At 68.2% G+C, this 16,494-nt stretch carries 16 protein-coding genes; 9 read left to right on the forward strand and 7 right to left on the reverse strand.

Features of this window, described 5'->3' with window-relative positions; genetic code table 11:
• Window positions 1–4 precede the first annotated feature (4 nt).
• The 3 genes from C5O79_RS15770 to C5O79_RS15780 are packed head-to-tail and all read left to right on the forward strand — an operon-like array spanning window position 5 to window position 3,818.
• Window positions 5–1,471 carry a glucose-6-phosphate isomerase gene (locus C5O79_RS15770; protein WP_046549989.1) on the forward strand — a complete coding sequence of 489 codons (1,467 nt, stop codon included), beginning with the start codon at window positions 5–7 and terminating at the stop codon, window positions 1,469–1,471.
• Window positions 1,468–2,652, forward strand: a complete 1,185-nt coding sequence (locus tag C5O79_RS15775; protein WP_046549988.1) for a glycosyltransferase family 4 protein — start codon at window positions 1,468–1,470, stop codon at window positions 2,650–2,652. Before C5O79_RS15770 ends, C5O79_RS15775 begins: the two co-directional genes overlap by 4 nt.
• Complete coding sequence (locus C5O79_RS15780; protein ID WP_046549987.1) at window positions 2,652–3,818, forward strand: glycosyltransferase family 4 protein; 1,167 nt, start codon at window positions 2,652–2,654, stop codon at window positions 3,816–3,818. The genes C5O79_RS15775 and C5O79_RS15780 overlap by 1 nt, the downstream gene beginning before the upstream one ends.
• Window positions 3,819–3,950: 132 nt before the next feature.
• On the opposite strand, the gene C5O79_RS15785 is transcribed toward C5O79_RS15780, so the two are convergent.
• Window positions 3,951–5,186: an MFS transporter gene (locus C5O79_RS15785; protein WP_122475218.1), complete on the reverse strand. Its 1,236-nt coding sequence runs from the start codon at window positions 5,184–5,186 to the stop codon at window positions 3,951–3,953.
• A 153-nt stretch (window positions 5,187–5,339) separates the two neighbouring features.
• On the opposite strand from C5O79_RS15785, the gene C5O79_RS15790 reads away from it, so the two are divergent.
• Entirely contained in the window at window positions 5,340–5,792 is a 453-nt protein-coding gene (locus tag C5O79_RS15790; RefSeq protein ID WP_174242133.1) for a helix-turn-helix domain-containing protein, read from the forward strand.
• Between the two features lie 13 nt (window positions 5,793–5,805).
• Here the strand turns inward: C5O79_RS15790 and C5O79_RS15795 are convergent, their stop codons facing one another.
• The 3 genes from C5O79_RS15795 to C5O79_RS15805 form a co-directional block, all read right to left on the reverse strand.
• Window positions 5,806–7,254 carry an MFS transporter gene (locus C5O79_RS15795; RefSeq protein ID WP_122475225.1) on the reverse strand — a complete coding sequence of 483 codons (1,449 nt, stop codon included), beginning with the start codon at window positions 7,252–7,254 and terminating at the stop codon, window positions 5,806–5,808.
• 191 nt (window positions 7,255–7,445) lie between these two features.
• On the reverse strand, window positions 7,446–8,219 hold the full coding sequence (locus tag C5O79_RS15800; protein ID WP_122475227.1) for an AraC family transcriptional regulator: 774 nt from the start codon (window positions 8,217–8,219) through the stop codon (window positions 7,446–7,448).
• A 34-nt stretch (window positions 8,220–8,253) separates the two neighbouring features.
• Window positions 8,254–8,595, reverse strand: coding sequence for an FKBP-type peptidyl-prolyl cis-trans isomerase (locus C5O79_RS15805; RefSeq protein ID WP_046549981.1), 342 nt, complete (start codon window positions 8,593–8,595; stop codon window positions 8,254–8,256).
• 578 nt (window positions 8,596–9,173) lie between these two features.
• On the opposite strand from C5O79_RS15805, the gene C5O79_RS15810 reads away from it, so the two are divergent.
• Window positions 9,174–10,091, forward strand: coding sequence for a metal-dependent hydrolase (locus C5O79_RS15810; RefSeq protein ID WP_046550020.1), 918 nt, complete (start codon window positions 9,174–9,176; stop codon window positions 10,089–10,091).
• A gap of 456 nt (window positions 10,092–10,547) precedes the next feature.
• Window positions 10,548–12,011, forward strand: a complete 1,464-nt coding sequence (locus tag C5O79_RS15815; RefSeq protein ID WP_047850320.1) for a sigma-54 dependent transcriptional regulator — start codon at window positions 10,548–10,550, stop codon at window positions 12,009–12,011.
• Window positions 12,012–12,039: 28 nt separating this feature from the next.
• On the opposite strand, the gene C5O79_RS15820 is transcribed toward C5O79_RS15815, so the two are convergent.
• Entirely contained in the window at window positions 12,040–12,426 is a 387-nt protein-coding gene (locus C5O79_RS15820) for a GtrA family protein (protein WP_122475229.1), read from the reverse strand.
• A 651-nt stretch (window positions 12,427–13,077) separates the two neighbouring features.
• Here C5O79_RS15820 and C5O79_RS15830 point away from each other — a divergent pair.
• On the forward strand, window positions 13,078–13,326 hold the full coding sequence (locus C5O79_RS15830; RefSeq protein ID WP_046549978.1) for a hypothetical protein: 249 nt from the start codon (window positions 13,078–13,080) through the stop codon (window positions 13,324–13,326).
• 214 nt (window positions 13,327–13,540) lie between these two features.
• Here C5O79_RS15830 and C5O79_RS15835 read toward each other — a convergent pair whose 3' ends face one another.
• Window positions 13,541–14,323, reverse strand: a complete 783-nt coding sequence (locus tag C5O79_RS15835) for an ABC transporter substrate-binding protein (RefSeq protein ID WP_039360511.1) — start codon at window positions 14,321–14,323, stop codon at window positions 13,541–13,543.
• A gap of 234 nt (window positions 14,324–14,557) precedes the next feature.
• On the opposite strand from C5O79_RS15835, the gene C5O79_RS15840 reads away from it, so the two are divergent.
• On the forward strand, window positions 14,558–14,977 hold the full coding sequence (locus C5O79_RS15840) for an MbcA/ParS/Xre antitoxin family protein (RefSeq protein WP_011355846.1): 420 nt from the start codon (window positions 14,558–14,560) through the stop codon (window positions 14,975–14,977).
• Between the two features lie 2 nt (window positions 14,978–14,979).
• Window positions 14,980–15,675 carry an RES family NAD+ phosphorylase gene (locus tag C5O79_RS15845; RefSeq protein WP_122475231.1) on the forward strand — a complete coding sequence of 232 codons (696 nt, stop codon included), beginning with the start codon at window positions 14,980–14,982 and terminating at the stop codon, window positions 15,673–15,675.
• Window positions 15,676–15,729: 54 nt separating this feature from the next.
• Here C5O79_RS15845 and C5O79_RS15850 read toward each other — a convergent pair whose 3' ends face one another.
• The gene (locus C5O79_RS15850) at window positions 15,730–16,461 is read right to left on the reverse strand and encodes a metallophosphoesterase (protein WP_046549976.1); all 732 of its coding nucleotides are present in this window, start codon (window positions 16,459–16,461) and stop codon (window positions 15,730–15,732) included.
• Between the last annotated feature and the right edge of the window lie 33 nt (window positions 16,462–16,494).

Here is a 16,494-nt window from a genome sequence, read left to right on the forward strand (position 1 = left end):
ATCGATGAGTACGATTGCCGCCGAACGCGCACCGTCGCGCAAACGCAACTGGCTTCCCGAGTCGAAGCACTGGGTCGGGCAGGCCGGGCTGTGGACGTTCACGGCCGCGTTGATCGCCATTCACCAGGGCAAGGTGCTGACGCTCGCGTTTCCGGTGCTGGCCATCGCGGTCGGCATCTGGCTGTATTTCAAGAGTCCGGCGCGCTACGTCGGCTTCATGTGGTGGGTGTGGTTCCTGAGCCCGGAAGTGCGGCGTCTCGCCGACTGGTCGAAGGGCGCGTTCACGCCGACGAGCCTGATCCAGGTCGCGCCGCTCGCGGTGACGATGATCGCCGGCCTCGGGCTGATCCGGCATTACCGCGTGCTCGCGCAGCGGCGCGGGATTCCGATCCTGCTGATGCTGTTCGGGCTCACGTATGCCTACCTCGTCGGGATCGTGTCGAGCGGCGTGATGGCAGCGACCTACGACCTTGCGAACTGGGTGTACCCGGTGCTGATCGGCTTTCACATCATGGTCAATGCTCGCGACTATCCCGAGTACCGCGATGTGCTGCTGTCCACGTTCATGTGGGGCATGCTCGTGATGGGCCTGTACGGCGTCGTGCAGTACTTCGTGATGCCGCAGTGGGACGTGCTGTGGATGATCGGTTCCGACATGGGCTCGCAGGGCGAGCCGGTGCCGTACGGCGTGCGCGTGTTCAGCACGATGAATTCGTCCGGGCCGTTCGCGTTCGCGATCATGGGCGCGCTGGTGTTCGTGTTCGCCGCGCCGCAGAAGATCCGCTGGTTCGCCGGGGCAGCCGGTTTCGTGTCGTTCGCGCTGTGTCTCGTGCGCTCGACGTGGGGCGGCTGGGTGATCGCGCTCGCGATCCAGCTCGCGCAGTCGAACAACCGCGTGCGGATGCGGATCCTGATCAGCGGCGTCGTGCTGGTCGGCCTGTGCGTGCCGCTGCTGACCGTCGGGCCGGTGGCCGACCGTCTCGGCGCGCGTCTGCAGTCGATCACGAACCTGAAGGACGACCGCAGCTACGACGACCGCAACAAGTTCTACGCCACCTTCGCGCAGACCGCGTTCACCGACGTGGCCGGCGAAGGGATGGGCGCGACGGGTGCATCCACGAAGCTGTCGAGCGACAGCGGCGAGCTCGGCAAGTACGGCAGCTTCGACAGCGGCGTGATGAACGTGCCGTTCGTGCTCGGCTGGCCCGGCACGCTGCTGTACCTCTCGGGCGTCGTGATGCTGTTCGGCCGCACGCTGCGCGCGGCGTTCAAGCTGCGCAAGGACAAGTTCGTCGGTGCGTGCCTGAGCCTGTGCCTGTCGACCTTCGCGATGCTCGTGTTCACGAACTCGCTGATCGGCACGGGCGGCCTGCTGATGTTCACAGCCATTTTTTCGATTCTTTCCGCGGCGCACTGGCAAAAGGCACAACGCCTGCTGGCCGCCGCGCGTTTACGGGGAGGCGACCATTGAGAATCGCGATCGTCACGCACGTCGTGCGACATAACGACGGGCAGGGCCGCGTCAATTACGAAATCGCGCGCGCGGCGCTGGCCGAGAACTACGAGGTCACGCTGGTCGCGTCGCATGTCGCGCCCGAGCTGCTGGCCGACCCGCGCGTGCGCTGGGTGCCCGTGAAGGTCGGCGGCTTCTGGCCGTCGAATCTCGTCAAGCAGCAGGTGTTCGCGCTGAAGAGCGCGGCCTGGCTGCGCGCGCACCGCAGCGAATACGACGTGCTGCACGTGAACGGCTTCATTTCGTGGATCAAGGCCGACGTGAATACCGCGCACTTCGTGCACGGCGGCTGGTTCAAGAGTCCGTACTATCCGTTCGGGCCGACGAAGGGGCTGTGGTCGGCCTACCAGTACGTCTATACGCGCGTGAACACCACGCTCGAGCGTTGGGCGTACCGGCGTTCGCGCGCGATCACGGCCGTGTCGCAGAAGGTGGCCGACGAGATCGCCGGGCTCGGCATCGACAGCCGCAAGATCAGCGTGATCTACAACGGTGTCGACGCCAGCGCGTTCGCGGGTGCGCAGGCCGACCGCGCGGCGTTCAAGCTGCCGGACGATGCATTCCTGCTGCTGTTCGTCGGCGACCTGCGCACGCCGCGCAAGAACCTCGGCACCGTGCTGAAGGCGCTGACGAAGCTGCCGGCGCACGTGCACCTGGCGGTGGCCGGCTACTTGCCCGGCAGCCCGTATCCGGAGGAGGCGCGTGCGCTCGGCATCGATTCGCGCGTGCATTTCCTCGGCCTGGTCAAAAACATGCCGACGCTGATGCGCTCGGTCGACGCGTACGTGTTCCCGTCGCGCTACGAAGCGATGAGCCTGTCGCTGCTCGAGGCGATGGCGGCCGGGCTGCCGGTCGTCACCGCGCGCACGGCGGGCGGTGCGGAAATCATCACGCGCGAATGCGGGATCGTGCTGGAGGATCCGGACGATCCGGCGGCACTCGCGCAGGCGATCGGCTCGCTCGCGGCGTCGCGCGACACCTGTCGCGCGATGGGTGACGCCGCCCGCGAACTGATGACCCGTTTCGGCTGGGCGCACATGGGCGCCCAGTATGTCGCGCTCTACCGGCGCATCGGCCAACCCACGCAGCCGTCCGCATTCGAGCGGGCCGAGCATGCAGTCACGCAGGAGCAAACGTGATGTCCCAATCTTCCCGGCCGATCAAATCGTTGCAAATCGGCATGCACTGGTTCCCCGAACGTGCGGGCGGCCTCGACCGGATGTACTACTCGCTCGTCGGCGCGCTGCCGGGCGCGGGCGTCGAGGTGCGCGGGCTCGTCGCCGGCTCGCCGAAAGTCGCCGACGACACCGACGGTGCGATCCAGGGCTTCGGCCCCGCATCGGAGTCGCTTGCACGCCGGATGCTCGCCGCGCGCCGCGCGTTGCGCGAGGAGATCCGCAGCGAGCGGCCGGACGTGATTTCGTCGCACTTCGCGCTATACACGTTCCCGGGTCTCGACGTCACGCGCGGGATTCCGCAGGTGTCGCATTTCCAGGGGCCGTGGGCCGACGAAAGCCAGGTCGAGGGCGCCGCGTCGCTCGGCCAGCGCGCGAAGCGCTATCTCGAACAGGCCGTCTATACGCGTTCGTCGCGGTTGATCGTGCTGTCGCAGGCGTTCGGTCAGATCCTGACTAACCGCTACGGGATCGATCCGTCACGCGTGCGCGTGATTCCGGGCTGTGTCGATACCGCGCAGTTCGATACGCCGCTCACGCCGGCCGAGGCGCGGCACAAGCTGCAGCTGCCGCAGGACCGGCCGATCGTGCTGGCCGTGCGCCGGCTCGTGCGACGCATGGGGCTGGAGGACCTGATCGATGCGATCGGACTCCTCAAGCACCGTCACCCGGACGTGCTGCTGCTGATCGCCGGCAAGGGCAAGATCGGCGAGGAACTGCAGCAGCGCATCGATGCGGCGGGGTTGCAGGACAACGTGAAGCTGCTCGGCTTCGTGCCCGACAACCATCTCGCGGCGCTGTACCGCGCAGCGACGGTCAGCGTCGTGCCGACGGTCGCGCTCGAAGGCTTCGGGCTGATCACCGTCGAATCGCTCGCGTCCGGCACGCCCGTGCTGGTCACGCCGGTCGGCGGGCTGCCGGAGGCGGTGGCCGGGTTGTCCGACGATCTGGTGCTGCCGTCCACGGGCGCGGACGCGATCGCGGAAGGGCTCGGTGCCGCGCTGTCGGGTGCGATCACGCTGCCCGACGAAGCCGCGTGCAAGCGCTATGCACGGGATCATTTCGACAACGCGGTGATCGCGCGGCGTGTTGCCGGCGTGTACGAAGAGGCGATCCAGGCGGCAGGTTGAGTGCGCTGCGGCGCGCTACCAGCGTGCCGAACCGAAAGCCGAACCGGCGCACGCGGGGCCGGTTCGCGGGCCGGCCGCCCGTAGAGGGCGGGCCGGCTTTCCTCTCCCTCCGATACGCGGCACCGGCACGCGTTACGCGCGCCTGAGCGTCGCGGCCCAGGCGCCGAGCGCGGCCACGCTCACGACCGCGCCGAGCACGCAGACGCCGGTCCATCCGGCGCGCGCATACATCATCGTCGACGCAATCGCGCCGAGCCCGCTGCCGGCCGAATAGAACAGCATGTAGCAGCCGACGAGGCGTGCATGCGCATCGGGCCGCGCGCCGAGAATCATGCTCTGGTTGACGACGTGGACGGCCTGCCCGCCGACATCGAGCAGCACGATGCCGACGATCAGCCATGCAATCGACGTATCGCCGAACGCGAGCGGCAGCCACGAACACGCGAGCAGCGCGAGCGCGACGCCGGTCGTCGCTTCGCCGCGCCCGCGATCCGCGAGCCGGCCCGCGCGGGCGGCCGCCGCCGCACCCAGTGCGCCGACGAGGCCGAATGCGCCGATCTGCGTATGCGACATCGCGTGCGGCGGTGCGCTCAGCGGCAGCACCAGCGCGCTCCAGAAGATGCTGAAGGCCGCGAACATCAGCAGCGCGATCGCGCCACGCACGCGCAGCACGCGTTCATCGCGCAGCAGCGACACCATCGATCGCAGCAGCGCCGCGTAGCCGATGCGCTCGCGCGGGCCGTTCTCGTCCGGCAGCAACCGCGACAGCACGACGAGCATCGCGATCGCGAGCGCACCCGACACCAGATAGACGGCCCGCCAGCCCGCGATGTCGGTGACGACGCCCGCCAGCGAGCGCGCGGCCAGCAACCCGACCACGACGCCGCCCTGTGCGGCGCCCACCACGCGCCCGCGTTCGCCGGCGCCCGCGAGCGCGGCCGAGCATGCGATCAGCCCTTGCGTCATTGCGGTACCGAGCAGCCCGACCGCGACCATCCCGGCCAGCAGCGCGACGCGCGTCGACGAAGCGGCGACACCAATGCAGGCCGCCGTCAGAAGCAGAAGCTGCACGGTGATCAGGCGCTTGCGGTTCAGCAGGTCGCCGAGCGGCACGACGAACAGCAGCGCGAGCGCACAGCCGAGCTGCGTCGCCGTGATGACGCCGCCGACGGCCGCCTGCGACACGCCGAAATCCCGCGCGATCGAATCGAGCAGCGGTTGCGCGTAGTAGACGTTCGCGACACTGGCCGCGCAGCAGACGGCCAGCAACGCGACGCGCGCCGCGGACAGGCGGCCGCCGTCGGCCGGATGCGCGGCACGTGTCGGCACGTTCGATGCGACGGTGCCGGAATGACAGGAAGACTCCATGGTTCCCTCGTGCAATGTAGTTGCAAATTGAAACTGGTGTGGAGTGTAGGAAAAGTAGTTTTAAAATGCAACTTGTTGTGCGACGGGCGAGATGTCCGCGCACGGATGGCCGGCGCTGCTGCGAAGGTGGCCGGCAAGATTGCGGAGAGGAACATGGCCAGGCAGAAAAGTCGTGCGGATTCGCCGTGCCCGGTGGCGCGGGCGACCGATATCGTCGGCGATCGCTGGGCGTTGCTGATCGTGCGCGATGCATTCGACGGCGTGCGCCGGTTCGGCGATTTCCGCGCGAGCCTCGGTGTCGCGAGCAACATCCTGTCCGACCGGCTGAAGATGCTGGTGGACGCCGGCGTGTTCGACGTCGTGCCGGCATCCGACGGCACCGCGTATCAGGAGTACGCGCTGACCAAAAAGGGCGAAGGGCTGTTTCCGGTGATCGTGATGCTGAGGCAGTGGGGCGAGGCGAACCTGTTCGCGCGCGGCGAGCCGCATTCGGTGCTGGTCGATCGCAGCACGGGGCGCGCGGTCCGCAAGCTCGCGCTGCGGCATGACGACGGCCGGCCCTTGAAGGCGGCGGAGACGGTCGTGAGGAAGATCGGCGACGCGTGACCGCACGCGTGGTTCAATCGGCCGCCGCCACGGCCTGACGCGCGGACGGCGCGCCGCGATGCGCATCGGGCCGCACCCGCGTCGCGAGCAGCGCGGCGGTGATGAGCAGCGCGACCGACACGGCCGTTTCGATCCGCAATCCGTCCACGACCGGCCCCGCGCCGCTACCGCCGGCGAGCGCGCCGAACGCAGCCACGCCCATCGCGCCGCCGGCCTGCCGCGCGGTATTCAGCACGGCCGACGCGATGCCGGCCCGTTCGGGCGCGACCGATGCGAGCACGGCGGTCGTCATCGCCGGCACCGCGAAGCCCATGCCGGTCGGAATCAGCAGGAATGGCACGAGCAGGGCGGCCAGCGGTGTCGACGCGTCTATGAAATGCAGCGACCCGTAGCCGAGTGCGGCGACGAGCGCACCCGCCAGCATCGGCGCACGCGGGCCGTGACGCGCTACGACGCGCCCGCTGGCGAGGTTCGACAGCAGGAAGCCGCCGGTCAGCGGCAGGAACGCAAGGCCCGCCTGCAGCGCCGATTCGCCGCGTGCGCGCTGCAGATACAGCGCGAGCACGAACACGGTGCCGTAGTACGTGAGGTTCACGCAGATCCCGAACAGTACGGCCGCGCTGAAGGTGCGATGGCGGAACAGCGATAACGGCAACATCGGCGTGGCCGTGCGCGCTTCCACCGCAACGAATGCGAGCGCGGCGACGGCGGCCAGCGCGAAGCCGCCGGCGACGACCGGATGCGTGAAGCCGAGCGGCCGCCATTCGATCACGGCGCCGGTCAGTGCGGCCAGCATTGCGATCGCGATGAACTGGCCGCGCAGGTCGAGTGCGCGGATGGAACCGGAGGGTGCAGCCGGCGCCGCCGCCGCACGGCGCGCGGGGATCCATGCTAAGGCAGCCGCCAGCCCGGCCGCACACAGCGGCAGGTTCACGAGGAAGATGCCGCGCCAGCCCCACGCCGCGATCAGCACGCCGCCGACCACCGGGCCTGCCGCGATCGAAATCGAGCCGGCCGCCGTCCACCTGCCCACGGCGCGCGCCCGCAGGTGCGGGTCGTGCCGGCACGCGTCGTTGAGCAGTGCGAGCGAATTGGGCAGCATCGCCGCGGCGCCGACGCCCTGCAGCGCGCGCGCCGCGATCAGCATCGCGGGCGCGCTGGCGGCGCCGCACGCGAGCGACGCCAGCGCGAACAGCACGAGGCCGGTGATGTACAGGCGCCGCGCGCCGAAGCGGTCGCCGAGCGCGCCGCCCGACAGCATCAGTACGGCGAACGCGAGCGTGTACGCATCGACGACCCACTGCAGGCCGGCGACCGGCAAGTGCAGGTCGCCGGCAAGATGCGCGAGCGCGATGTTGACGATCGTCACGTCGAGTTGCGTCACGACGAAACCGGTGCTGACGGTCGCGACGACGCGGGCGAGCGCGGACGGGAAGGCGGGCGTGGGGGCGGTCGTATCCATGCGTCAATCGTAGGACGCGGCCGGCACGCGATGTTTCAGCGGGACGTGAAGCGTCGAAACGCCGGATGCGAAGCAGGGCGCGCGAAGCAGGAACGGAACAGGCTGCGGCCGGGCCGTCGCGAACGCGATTTACCGAAGAATCGTGCCGCTACGTGCAGATGTGCGCGCTCGGCGCGGGCCGGCGGCTGCGTTCAATGCCGCTCGCCGCGCCAGCGTCCCGGCGCCACGCCGAAGCGCTTCGTGAACGCATGGGTGAACGTGCTTTGATCCGCGAAGCCGACCATCCCGGCGATATCGACGAGCGGATACCGGCCGTCCGCGAGCAGGATCACGGCCGCGTCGAGCCTGAGCCGCTGCAGGTAGCGATGCGGCGTTTCACCGAACGCGTCGACGAACAGTTGATGAAAGCGGCGCATCCCGTAGCCGCAGTGCGCGGCGAGATCGGCGATGCGCAGCGGCTCGTCGAGCCGTGCGCGCAGCCAGCGGTCGATGCGCGCGAAATCGAGGCCCGAGGCGGGCGCGGCGATGGCGCGTTCGTCGAGCAGCGCGCCGCACAGCCTCGCGGCGGCCTGCCACTGGAAACGGTGCGCGGCCGCGTGCCGTGCGTCGTCGGCGGGGGCTTCGAGTTGCGCGGCGGCGGCCGCGATCTGCGCGACCAGCGACGTCAGTGCCGGATCGATCGCCACGGCGCGCGCGCTGTCGAACAGCCGCTGCGGCACCGCGAGCGAGGCGAGGGGAAGATTGAGCACGAGCTGGCGGTTCTCGCCCAGGCCCGCGTAATCGTGGCGCGCGCCGGCCGGAACCAGCCACGCGCCGTGCCGGTCGAGCCGCTGGCTGACGCCGTCCACCGCCATCACCATCGCACCGTCGATGCCGAGCACGATCTGGTGAAAGTCGTGCACGTCCGACGCTTCGAGCGTGTCGTAGCGTTGCAGTGCGATGGTGGGGGACGGAAGGTGTGCCATGGGGCAGGAGTCAGACGGCGGCTCGCGTGCGGTGTCAGATGTCGAGCAGTTCGACTTCGAACACGAGCGTGGCATTCGGCGGAATCACGCCGCCTGCGCCGCGCGGGCCGTAGGCGAGTTGCGGCGGGATCGTCAGGCGACGCACGCCGCCGACTTTCATGCCCTGCACGCCTTCGTCCCAGCCCTTGATGACCATGCCGCCACCGAGCACGAACGCGAACGGGTCGTTGCGATCCTTGCTCGAGTCGAATTTCTGACCGTCGGTGAGCCAGCCCGTGTAGTGGACGCTGACGGTCTGGCCGGCTTGCGCTACGTCGCCGGTGCCTTCGGTCAGGTCTTCGTATTTGAGGCCCGATTCGGTCGTGATGACAGACATGACTTCTCCTGAAAAAGGATGGGTAAAACCGCTATTGTAGGCGAGCGCGCAGCGGGCCGCCGCACGTGGCTGTCGGCCGGTCGCACGCGTGTCGCGGGCGGCGCGCTGCCGTGGCCGCGATCGTCGGAAACGCAAATGGAACGCGCGTTTGAATTTTTCGCACGCCCCGCGACCGCGGTTGCACCGTGCGAGTGCGACGCGTGTATGAATCGGTGCTACCGGGGCGCTCGGCCGCTTGCCGCGCGGCTTCGTCCGATTCCGCGAAACGCCCGCCACGCGGGGCTTTCGGACCATCGACATCACACGGCACGAAGCGGCGCATGTCGCTCGCGATCCACCGCGCGCGTTCGAATCCCGCCGAGCCCGGACGCTGTTCGAGTGCCGTTTTTTCCGCCTTTCCGACCGTGCCCTGTTTGGAAGCGCGCATCTACCGCGCGGCTTGCGTGCGCCGCCGCGGGCAGCCTATCTTTACAGCTGTCGATGTCAAGATTTTGGCGGTGCGTGACGCGCCGCCCGGGCCTGCGCCGGCTGTGTCGGACGACGCGCCGGGCCGCTCCGGAACCAGGAGAACGATGAACATGAAGTCAGCCGCTTCCGCCACCGCAGCCGGGATCATGCCGGTGCGCCGCGACCTGCGCTTCGACCTGCCGGTCGAACGCGCGAAGGACTGGCATGGCCTCGGGTCGCACGTGACCCATTTCTTCAACGCGCTGTCGCTGCTGTTTCCGGCCGGCGAGCGTTTCTTCATGGATTCCGTGCGCAACTACCGCGACCGGATCGACGATCCCGTGCTGAAGCAGCAGGTGCTCGGCTTCATCGGCCAGGAGGCGATGCACACGCGCGAGCACATCGAATACAACGAGCTGATGCAGGCGAACCGCCTGCCCGCGCGCAAGCTCGACAAGCGCGTCTGGACGGTGCTCGGCTACATGAAGCGCAAGCTGCCGCATTCGGTGCAACTTGCGCATACGGTCGCGGCGGAGCACTACACGGCGATGCTCGCCGACTGGCTGTTGCGCGACCCGACGCGTCTCGAAGGTTCGGTCGAGGGCTATCGCCAGATGTGGATCTGGCACGCGCTCGAGGAAACGGAGCACAAGGCCGTGTCGTTCGACGTATGGAATGCCGCGATGGAGCCGGGGCTGCGCCGTTACCTGATCCGGATCGGCGTGTATCTGCTGACGACGCTGACGTTCTGGCCGACCGTGTTCCTGATGCATGCGACGCTGCTGTGGCGCGATCGTGGCGCCGGCCATCACGTGCGCGGCATGCTGCGGATGATCGCGTTCCTTTACGGGCCGCGTCGCGGGCTGTTCCCGCGCATCGCCGGCGAATGGCTGAGCTTCTTCCGGCCGGGCTTCCATCCGTGGGATCACGACAATCATCACCATCTCGCGCGGGTCGACGCGCTCGCCGCCACCTACGGCGAACACGGCGGCACGCCGGCCGGCCGTGGCCGCGCGAACGCGCCGGCGCCGCTCGCATCGGGCCGCTGAGACCGCCGCCGCCGCTGCGCCGGCACGCGCGGCATCGGGCCGCGCATGTTGCGTTCGTGCATCAACCGCGTTCCTCTGACGATTGACCGAAATCAATTCGAACCGGCTGCGCGGGCGTCCGGCCGGCCGTGCGACCGGTTGTGCGCGCCTGCGAGGGTGGGGCGATCCGGCGTGCGCCGCATCGCCCGCGAACGCCCTGCGCCAGCACCGGCGCGGCTTTGCGCGCGATGCGGCCGTCCGGTCAGGGCCCGCGCCGCGCACGCCACCGGGATAACACCCATCTAGCCGCGGGCCGGCCGCATCGATATACCGTTCATGACAATGTCCACCGCACGCGCGATTCCTGCACGGGGGGATTTTATTCGGACGGAAATGCGGCCAATATGTCGGTTCGATCGAGGTCCGTCGCGCGTGACGGCGAGCCGGCGCAATACCAACGCCAAGCGGGGAACAACGATGGTTGCTAGGTCACCTGACGCAAACGGGCATGCGGTGCCCGAGATGTCGCATGTGTCCGTCACCGCGCCCGAGGACGGACGCAAGCTGTTCGTGATCATGCGTTCGCCCGATGAGCCGTTGCTCGCGCAACTGCGCGGGCTCGGGTGGGAAATCTCCGTCGCGAAGACGGCCGGCGCCGCGCAGAACATGACCTCCGGCGTGAGCGTCGCCGCGGGTCTGGTCGATTTCAGCGGGTTCACGTCGCGCGACTATCCCGCGCTGAAGGCGTGCCTGAGCCAGCCGTCGATCGGCTGGATCTCCATCGCGCAGGCCGGCATCACGATCAGTCCCGCGGTGCGCGAACTGATCCGCAGCTATTGCTTCGATTACGTGACCCTCCCGTTGCCCTACGAATGGATTTCGCACGTGCTCGGCCATGCGCGCGGGATGGCCGCGCTCGATCGCGTCGATGGCGCGGCCTATGCGGCGTCGATCGGCGAACACGGGATGATCGGCAACTGCGAGGCGATGCAGCAGTTGTTCAGCACGATCCGCAAGGTCGCGAAGACCGACGCGAGCGTGTTCATCTCGGGCGAGTCGGGCACCGGCAAGGAGCTGACGGCGCTCGCGATTCACGAGCGTTCCGGCCGCGGCAAGGGGCCGTTCGTCGCGATCAATTGCGGCGCGATTCCGCATCATCTGCTGCAGTCGGAACTGTTCGGCTACGAGCGCGGCGCGTTCACCGGCGCGAACCAGCGGCGCGCGGGCCGGATCGAATCGGCGAACGGCGGCACGCTGTTTCTCGACGAAATCGGCGACATGCCGGTCGAAAGCCAGGCGAGCCTGCTGCGTTTCCTGCAGGAAGGGAAGATCGAGCGGCTCGGCGGCCAGGAATCGATCCCGGTCGACGTACGGATCATCTCGGCCACCCACGTCGATCTCGACGGTGCGGTCGAGGCCGGGCGCTTCCGCGCGGACCTTTATCACCGCCTGTGCGTGCTGCGCATCCACGAGCCGCCGCTGCGCGCGCGCGGCAAGGATATCGACATCCTCGCGCACTACGTGCTGCAGAAATTCAAGTCCGACAGCGGCCGCAAGATCAGCGGCTTCACGTCTGCTGCGCTCGATGCGATGCGCCGCTACGAATGGCCGGGCAACGTGCGCGAGCTGATCAACCGCGTGCGGCGTGCGATCGTGATGGCCGAGAGCCGGTTGCTGACGCCGCACGATCTCGGGCTCGAGGCGCCGGGCGAAACCGAACCCGTGACCCTCGAACAGGCGCGTGCGCTCGCCGAGCGCACCGCGATCGAGAATGCGCTGCTGCGCAACGATCACCGCATCAACAAGGCTGCGGCCGAACTCGGCATTTCACGCGTGACGCTCTACCGGATGATGATCGAGCACGGGTTGAACGATCACGACAACAACGGCGGGCACGACGGCGCACCGTCCGGCGACGCGGGACATCAGCGGGTCGGCTGAGCGGCGCACGCGTGACGCGTGAGCCGGTTCAGCGATAGGTCCAGAGCCGGTGCAGCACGAACGTGACCGGCGGCACGCACAGCACGACCGCGACGATGCTCCACGCGCGGGCGAGGCCGAGCGTCTCGGTGCCGTGCGCCAGCAGCATCGTCGTGCCGAGGCCGGCCATCGCGACGGCGAGAAAGCGCGCGAAGTTACCCCACGTCACCGGCGACGAAAAACTCCACAGCGTGTTGGCGAGATACGAGAACGCGGTCGAGCACGCGAACGCGACCGCGTTCGCGCTCACCGGCGTCGCGTCGAACAGCGCGAACATCGCTGCCGCGATCAGCGCATGCAGCGCGGTCGAACCGACGCCCGACACCCCGAAGCGAATCAGCCTGGCGCGTTCGGCGGTATAGAGGGTGCGGATCATCGGTGGCGGTCGTTCGGGTGATGGGGCGGCGTGTGGAGCGGTGTCGAGCGGTGCGTCATGCGCCGGCGAAGGGCGCCGACGCAAACATGACGCGCACCGGTTTCGCAGTATAGCGATGCCGCCGGCCGATGGATGCGCGGACAACCTGCGACTCCCGTGCCGCCTGCGCCATGTAACGCGCATGAAACATTTCGCTTCGGCAGCCACGCAAATTTGCGCGGCAAATCGGCGTGAACGGCCGGCTCTCCGTCGGTAAAAATGTCGCGCTGCATTGTTCAGCCTTATCCGGCACGGCAGGGCCGCGACGCGGCGAGCGCATGCCGCGCGCCGCGTGTTTCAGTTTCGTAACTTCCCGCCTTCGGCACCCGTTCCGGCCACCACGCTGCCCGATCACCCCCTTGTCCGGACGGGCTCGCGCGACGCTGGCCCGCTCCTTGCGACAGTGGGCGTGCGAAAGTCGACGATGCACGGTCCGTCCGGTTCGACAGGGGACACTGTCAGTACCGGCCAGGACACAGTCCGCGGGGATGCGGCGGCGGAGCGCGGCACGACAGCTGCGTTCCGGCGAGCACGGAGTGTCGTCGCCTGATCGCCGGGGCACCGGTTTCGTCCGGTTGCCGGAACAAGCATCTGACTGATACGGGGAAAAAAATGATCGATCGCTACACACTGCGGCAAGCAGGCCGCGATCGCCACGATTCGGAGCATCGCCGGTCGAATGTCGTTCTCGCAGCCGGCCGGCATGCATCGACAGGCCATCTCTCCGCACCCGGTGCGAGGCGGATCCGGCTGATTGCCGGTCATCCGCGCCGGGTCGGCACTTTCCTGCATGCGAACCCGATTCGCAAGGGCATGTGCGCACGGGCGCCGGTACCTCGACGCCCGGTCTTCGCCTACTGACCGAAGCCGCACGATATCCGTTCGCGCGAGGCATCGCCCCCGTGAACGATCAATCTGCAATCCGAATGAAATGCGAAGCGTCGTGCCACGTGTGCGACGGATGAAGCATTCGATGCGACGGCAAACGGCGTGACGCCGGTGCCGTCCGGTGGTGAGGGGAGGGGCGGTCGGACGCGCGCGACGGGAGTGGCGCCCGTACGCGCGCGACGCCGTTTCAGCCGCCGTAGATGTCGAAGTCGAAGTACTTCGACGCGAGCCGCTTGTAGGTGCCGTCCTTGACCATATCGAGGATGGCGCTGTCGATCTTCGCCTTCAGGTCGGTGTCCTCCTTGCGCAGCCCGATGCCGGCGCCGATGCCGAGCACCTTTTCGTCGACGAGCTCGGGGCCGACGAACGTGTAGTTCGCGCCGCGCGGCGATTTCAGGAACCCGATGGCCGCCTGCACTTCATCCTGCAGTGCCGCGTCGAGGCGGCCCGAGGTCAGGTCTGCGTACACGCCGTCCTGGTTCTGGTACGACACGACGTTCGCGCCTTGCTTGCCCCAGTACGCCTTCGCATACGTTTCCTGCGTCGTGCCCTGTTCGACGCCGATCGATTTGCCCTTCAGCGATTCGGCAGTCGGCAGCAGCGGCGAGCCCTTCTTCACGACGAGCCGCGTCGGCTGGTTGTAGATCTTCGTCGTGAAGCCGATCTGCTGCGCGCGTTGCGGCGTGATCGACATCGACGACAGCACCGCGTCGAACTTCTTCGCCTTCAGCGCCGGAATCATCCCGTCGAAATCGTTCTCGAGCCACACGCACTTCGCCTTCAGGCGCGCGCAGATCTCGTTGCCGAGGTCGATGTCGAAGCCGACGAGCTTGCCGTCGGGCGCCTTCGACTCGAACGGCGCGTAGCTGGCATCGGTGCCGAAGCGGATCGTGGTCCAGTCCTTCGCGGCGGCGGGGCCTGCGGATACCGCGAGCAGGGCGATCGAAACAGCGGCAATCAGTCTCTTCATGGTGCGTTCCTTGGCGGGGTGCTTCCGGGTTCTGTGCGACACGGTTTCACGGACACGAACCGCGTCTGCGCGCGGTGTCCGCACGACCATTAACGCAGAAAATAAAATAAGAGTCCAGAATGGACAAAAAATATCGTTTTGTCGGATGAGCGAATCGGGCGGCGGGTCTCGACCCTTGCAAAAATACGGAAATGGACTAATCTTGTTAGTAAATTCGTTTCGAGACTAACGATCATGTCACAGCCCGCCTATGAATCGCACTCCGCCCCGCCGCAGGCCTCGGTCGCGCAGATGTCGGCGGCCGGCCTGCGCGCGTTTTTCAACATCGCACGCGACTGGGAACTGACGATCGACGAGCAGATCGTGCTGCTCGGATCGCCCGGCCGTTCGACGTTCTTCAAGTGGAAGGCCACGCCGGAATCGGCGCGGTTGCCGCGCGACACGCTCGAGCGGCTATCGCTGTTGCTCGGCATCTACAAGGCGCTGCAGATCCTGCTGCCGCAGCCGGCCGCGGCCGATGCGTGGGTCAAGCGGCCCAACGACGCTGCGCCGTTCGGCGGCAAGCGCGCACTCGACCGGATGCTCGCCGGCAACGTCGGCGATCTGGTCGCGGTCCGGCAATATCTCGACGCGATGCGAGGTGGCTGGGCGTGACAATGCCGATCCAAGCACAACAATGGCCCACGACCGCAGTCGACTGGGCGCCGGCCTATCGCGTGATCCCCACCCGCTTCCCTGCGATTAACCTGTTCGACCGCGTGGCCTCGGCGGACGATTTCGACGCGCTTTACGCACTCGAATCGCTGACCAACGACCGCATCCGCAACGAAGTCGGCGCACTCGACCTCGTGCCGCCCGCCGAGCGCCGCTACGGGCAGGGCTGGGGGCCGATCATGGCCGCGTTCACGCACCTGAATCCGCAGGGCAGCCGCTTTTCCGACGGCAGCTATGGCGTGTTCTACTGCGCACGTTCGCGCGATACGGCGATCGCCGAAACGCGGTACCACAGCGCGCTGTTCCTGGAAGCGACGAAGGAGCCGCCGATGCGCCAGCAGATGCGGCTCTATACGGTGATCGCGCAAGGCGAAGTAGCCGACATCCGCACGTGGCCGAAACGCGATCCGGCGTGGCTGCACCCGCTCGATTACAGCGCCGGGCAGGCGCTCGGGCGCGCGGTGCGCAATGCGGGCGGCGCGGGGATCGTCTATCCGTCGGTGCGCGACCCGCGCGGCGAGTGCCTGGCGGCGTTCCGCACCGCGCTGCTGCGCGACTGCCATCACGCGGCCTACCTCGAATACAACTGGAACGGCTCGGCCGTCGATGCGGTGTTCGAACTGAACCAGGTCGGCTAGGGCCTGCTTGCAGGCGTCAGCGCATATCAGCCGCTTCGGGGCATATCGGCCGCCTCAGGGCAGCGGCCAGTCGCCTGCGTGGCGTTCGCGCGCTTCGGCCTGCGTCATCGACCAGGTGCGCCCGGTGTGCGGCTCGGCGAGCGTGAGCCGCCCGGCCGGTGCGAACGCGCCCGTGTCGATGAACCACTGCGCGCCGATCCGCTGCGGCGCGCGCACCGGCGTGTGCCCGGTGCAGGTCAGCGACAGCCCGGCCTGACGCGCCGGATCGGCGAGCCCCTGGACGAGATCGCGGCCCCAGATCAGCCGCTCGCGCACGTCGTGCGCATAGCTGCCCGTGTCGAGATCGGCGTCCGAGCCGAAGAATTCCGCATGCAGCACGTTGAAGCGCCCGGGGCCGTCGCCGATCACGCGCACCAGCGGCAGCGCGTCGACGCGTGCCGCATGCGCGTGCAGCCGTTCCGGCGGCAGGTCGGCTCCCCAGTCGCCGCCGATCCCGCGCCACGCGTCGGGCGACAGCTTGCCGCGCGCCACGAGGCTCAGCACTTCCTCGTGATTGCCGCGCACGACGTGGCACCACGGGCGGTCGAGCAGGTCGAGGGTGGTTTCGGAGGCCGGGCCGCGGTCGACGAGGTCGCCGACCGAGAACAGGCGGTCGCGGGCCGGGTCGAAGCGGATGTCGTGCAGCAGCGCGCGCAGCACATCCACGCAGCCGTGCAGGTCGCCGACGACGAAGTCGCGGCCGGCCGTGTTCGCCGGATGGCGGCAGAGGGGGGCGGTGGCAGTCATCCCAATATCTTAGGCGCTCGCGCCCCCATCGCC

Source organism: Burkholderia sp. SRS-25 (assembly GCF_004343765.1).
GTDB lineage: Bacteria > Pseudomonadota > Gammaproteobacteria > Burkholderiales > Burkholderiaceae > Burkholderia > Burkholderia contaminans.

Coding starts and splice junctions, on each gene's coding strand:
- C5O79_RS15785 (WP_122475218.1), bottom strand. CDS start 5,186: ATGGAGTCTTCCTGTCATTCCGGCACCGTCGCATCGAACGTGCCGACA.
- C5O79_RS15780 (WP_046549987.1), top strand. CDS start 2,652: ATGTCCCAATCTTCCCGGCCGATCAAATCGTTGCAAATCGGCATGCAC.
- C5O79_RS15835 (WP_039360511.1), bottom strand. CDS start 14,323: ATGAAGAGACTGATTGCCGCTGTTTCGATCGCCCTGCTCGCGGTATCC.
- C5O79_RS15830 (WP_046549978.1), top strand. CDS start 13,078: ATGATCGATCGCTACACACTGCGGCAAGCAGGCCGCGATCGCCACGAT.
- C5O79_RS15800 (WP_122475227.1), bottom strand. CDS start 8,219: ATGGCACACCTTCCGTCCCCCACCATCGCACTGCAACGCTACGACACG.
- C5O79_RS15850 (WP_046549976.1), bottom strand. CDS start 16,461: ATGACTGCCACCGCCCCCCTCTGCCGCCATCCGGCGAACACGGCCGGC.
- C5O79_RS15820 (WP_122475229.1), bottom strand. CDS start 12,426: ATGATCCGCACCCTCTATACCGCCGAACGCGCCAGGCTGATTCGCTTC.
- C5O79_RS15790 (WP_174242133.1), top strand. CDS start 5,340: ATGGCCAGGCAGAAAAGTCGTGCGGATTCGCCGTGCCCGGTGGCGCGG.
- C5O79_RS15840 (WP_011355846.1), top strand. CDS start 14,558: ATGTCACAGCCCGCCTATGAATCGCACTCCGCCCCGCCGCAGGCCTCG.
- C5O79_RS15810 (WP_046550020.1), top strand. CDS start 9,174: ATGAAGTCAGCCGCTTCCGCCACCGCAGCCGGGATCATGCCGGTGCGC.
- C5O79_RS15845 (WP_122475231.1), top strand. CDS start 14,980: ATGCCGATCCAAGCACAACAATGGCCCACGACCGCAGTCGACTGGGCG.
- C5O79_RS15805 (WP_046549981.1), bottom strand. CDS start 8,595: ATGTCTGTCATCACGACCGAATCGGGCCTCAAATACGAAGACCTGACC.
- C5O79_RS15795 (WP_122475225.1), bottom strand. CDS start 7,254: ATGGATACGACCGCCCCCACGCCCGCCTTCCCGTCCGCGCTCGCCCGC.
- C5O79_RS15770 (WP_046549989.1), top strand. CDS start 5: ATGAGTACGATTGCCGCCGAACGCGCACCGTCGCGCAAACGCAACTGG.
- C5O79_RS15815 (WP_047850320.1), top strand. CDS start 10,548: ATGGTTGCTAGGTCACCTGACGCAAACGGGCATGCGGTGCCCGAGATG.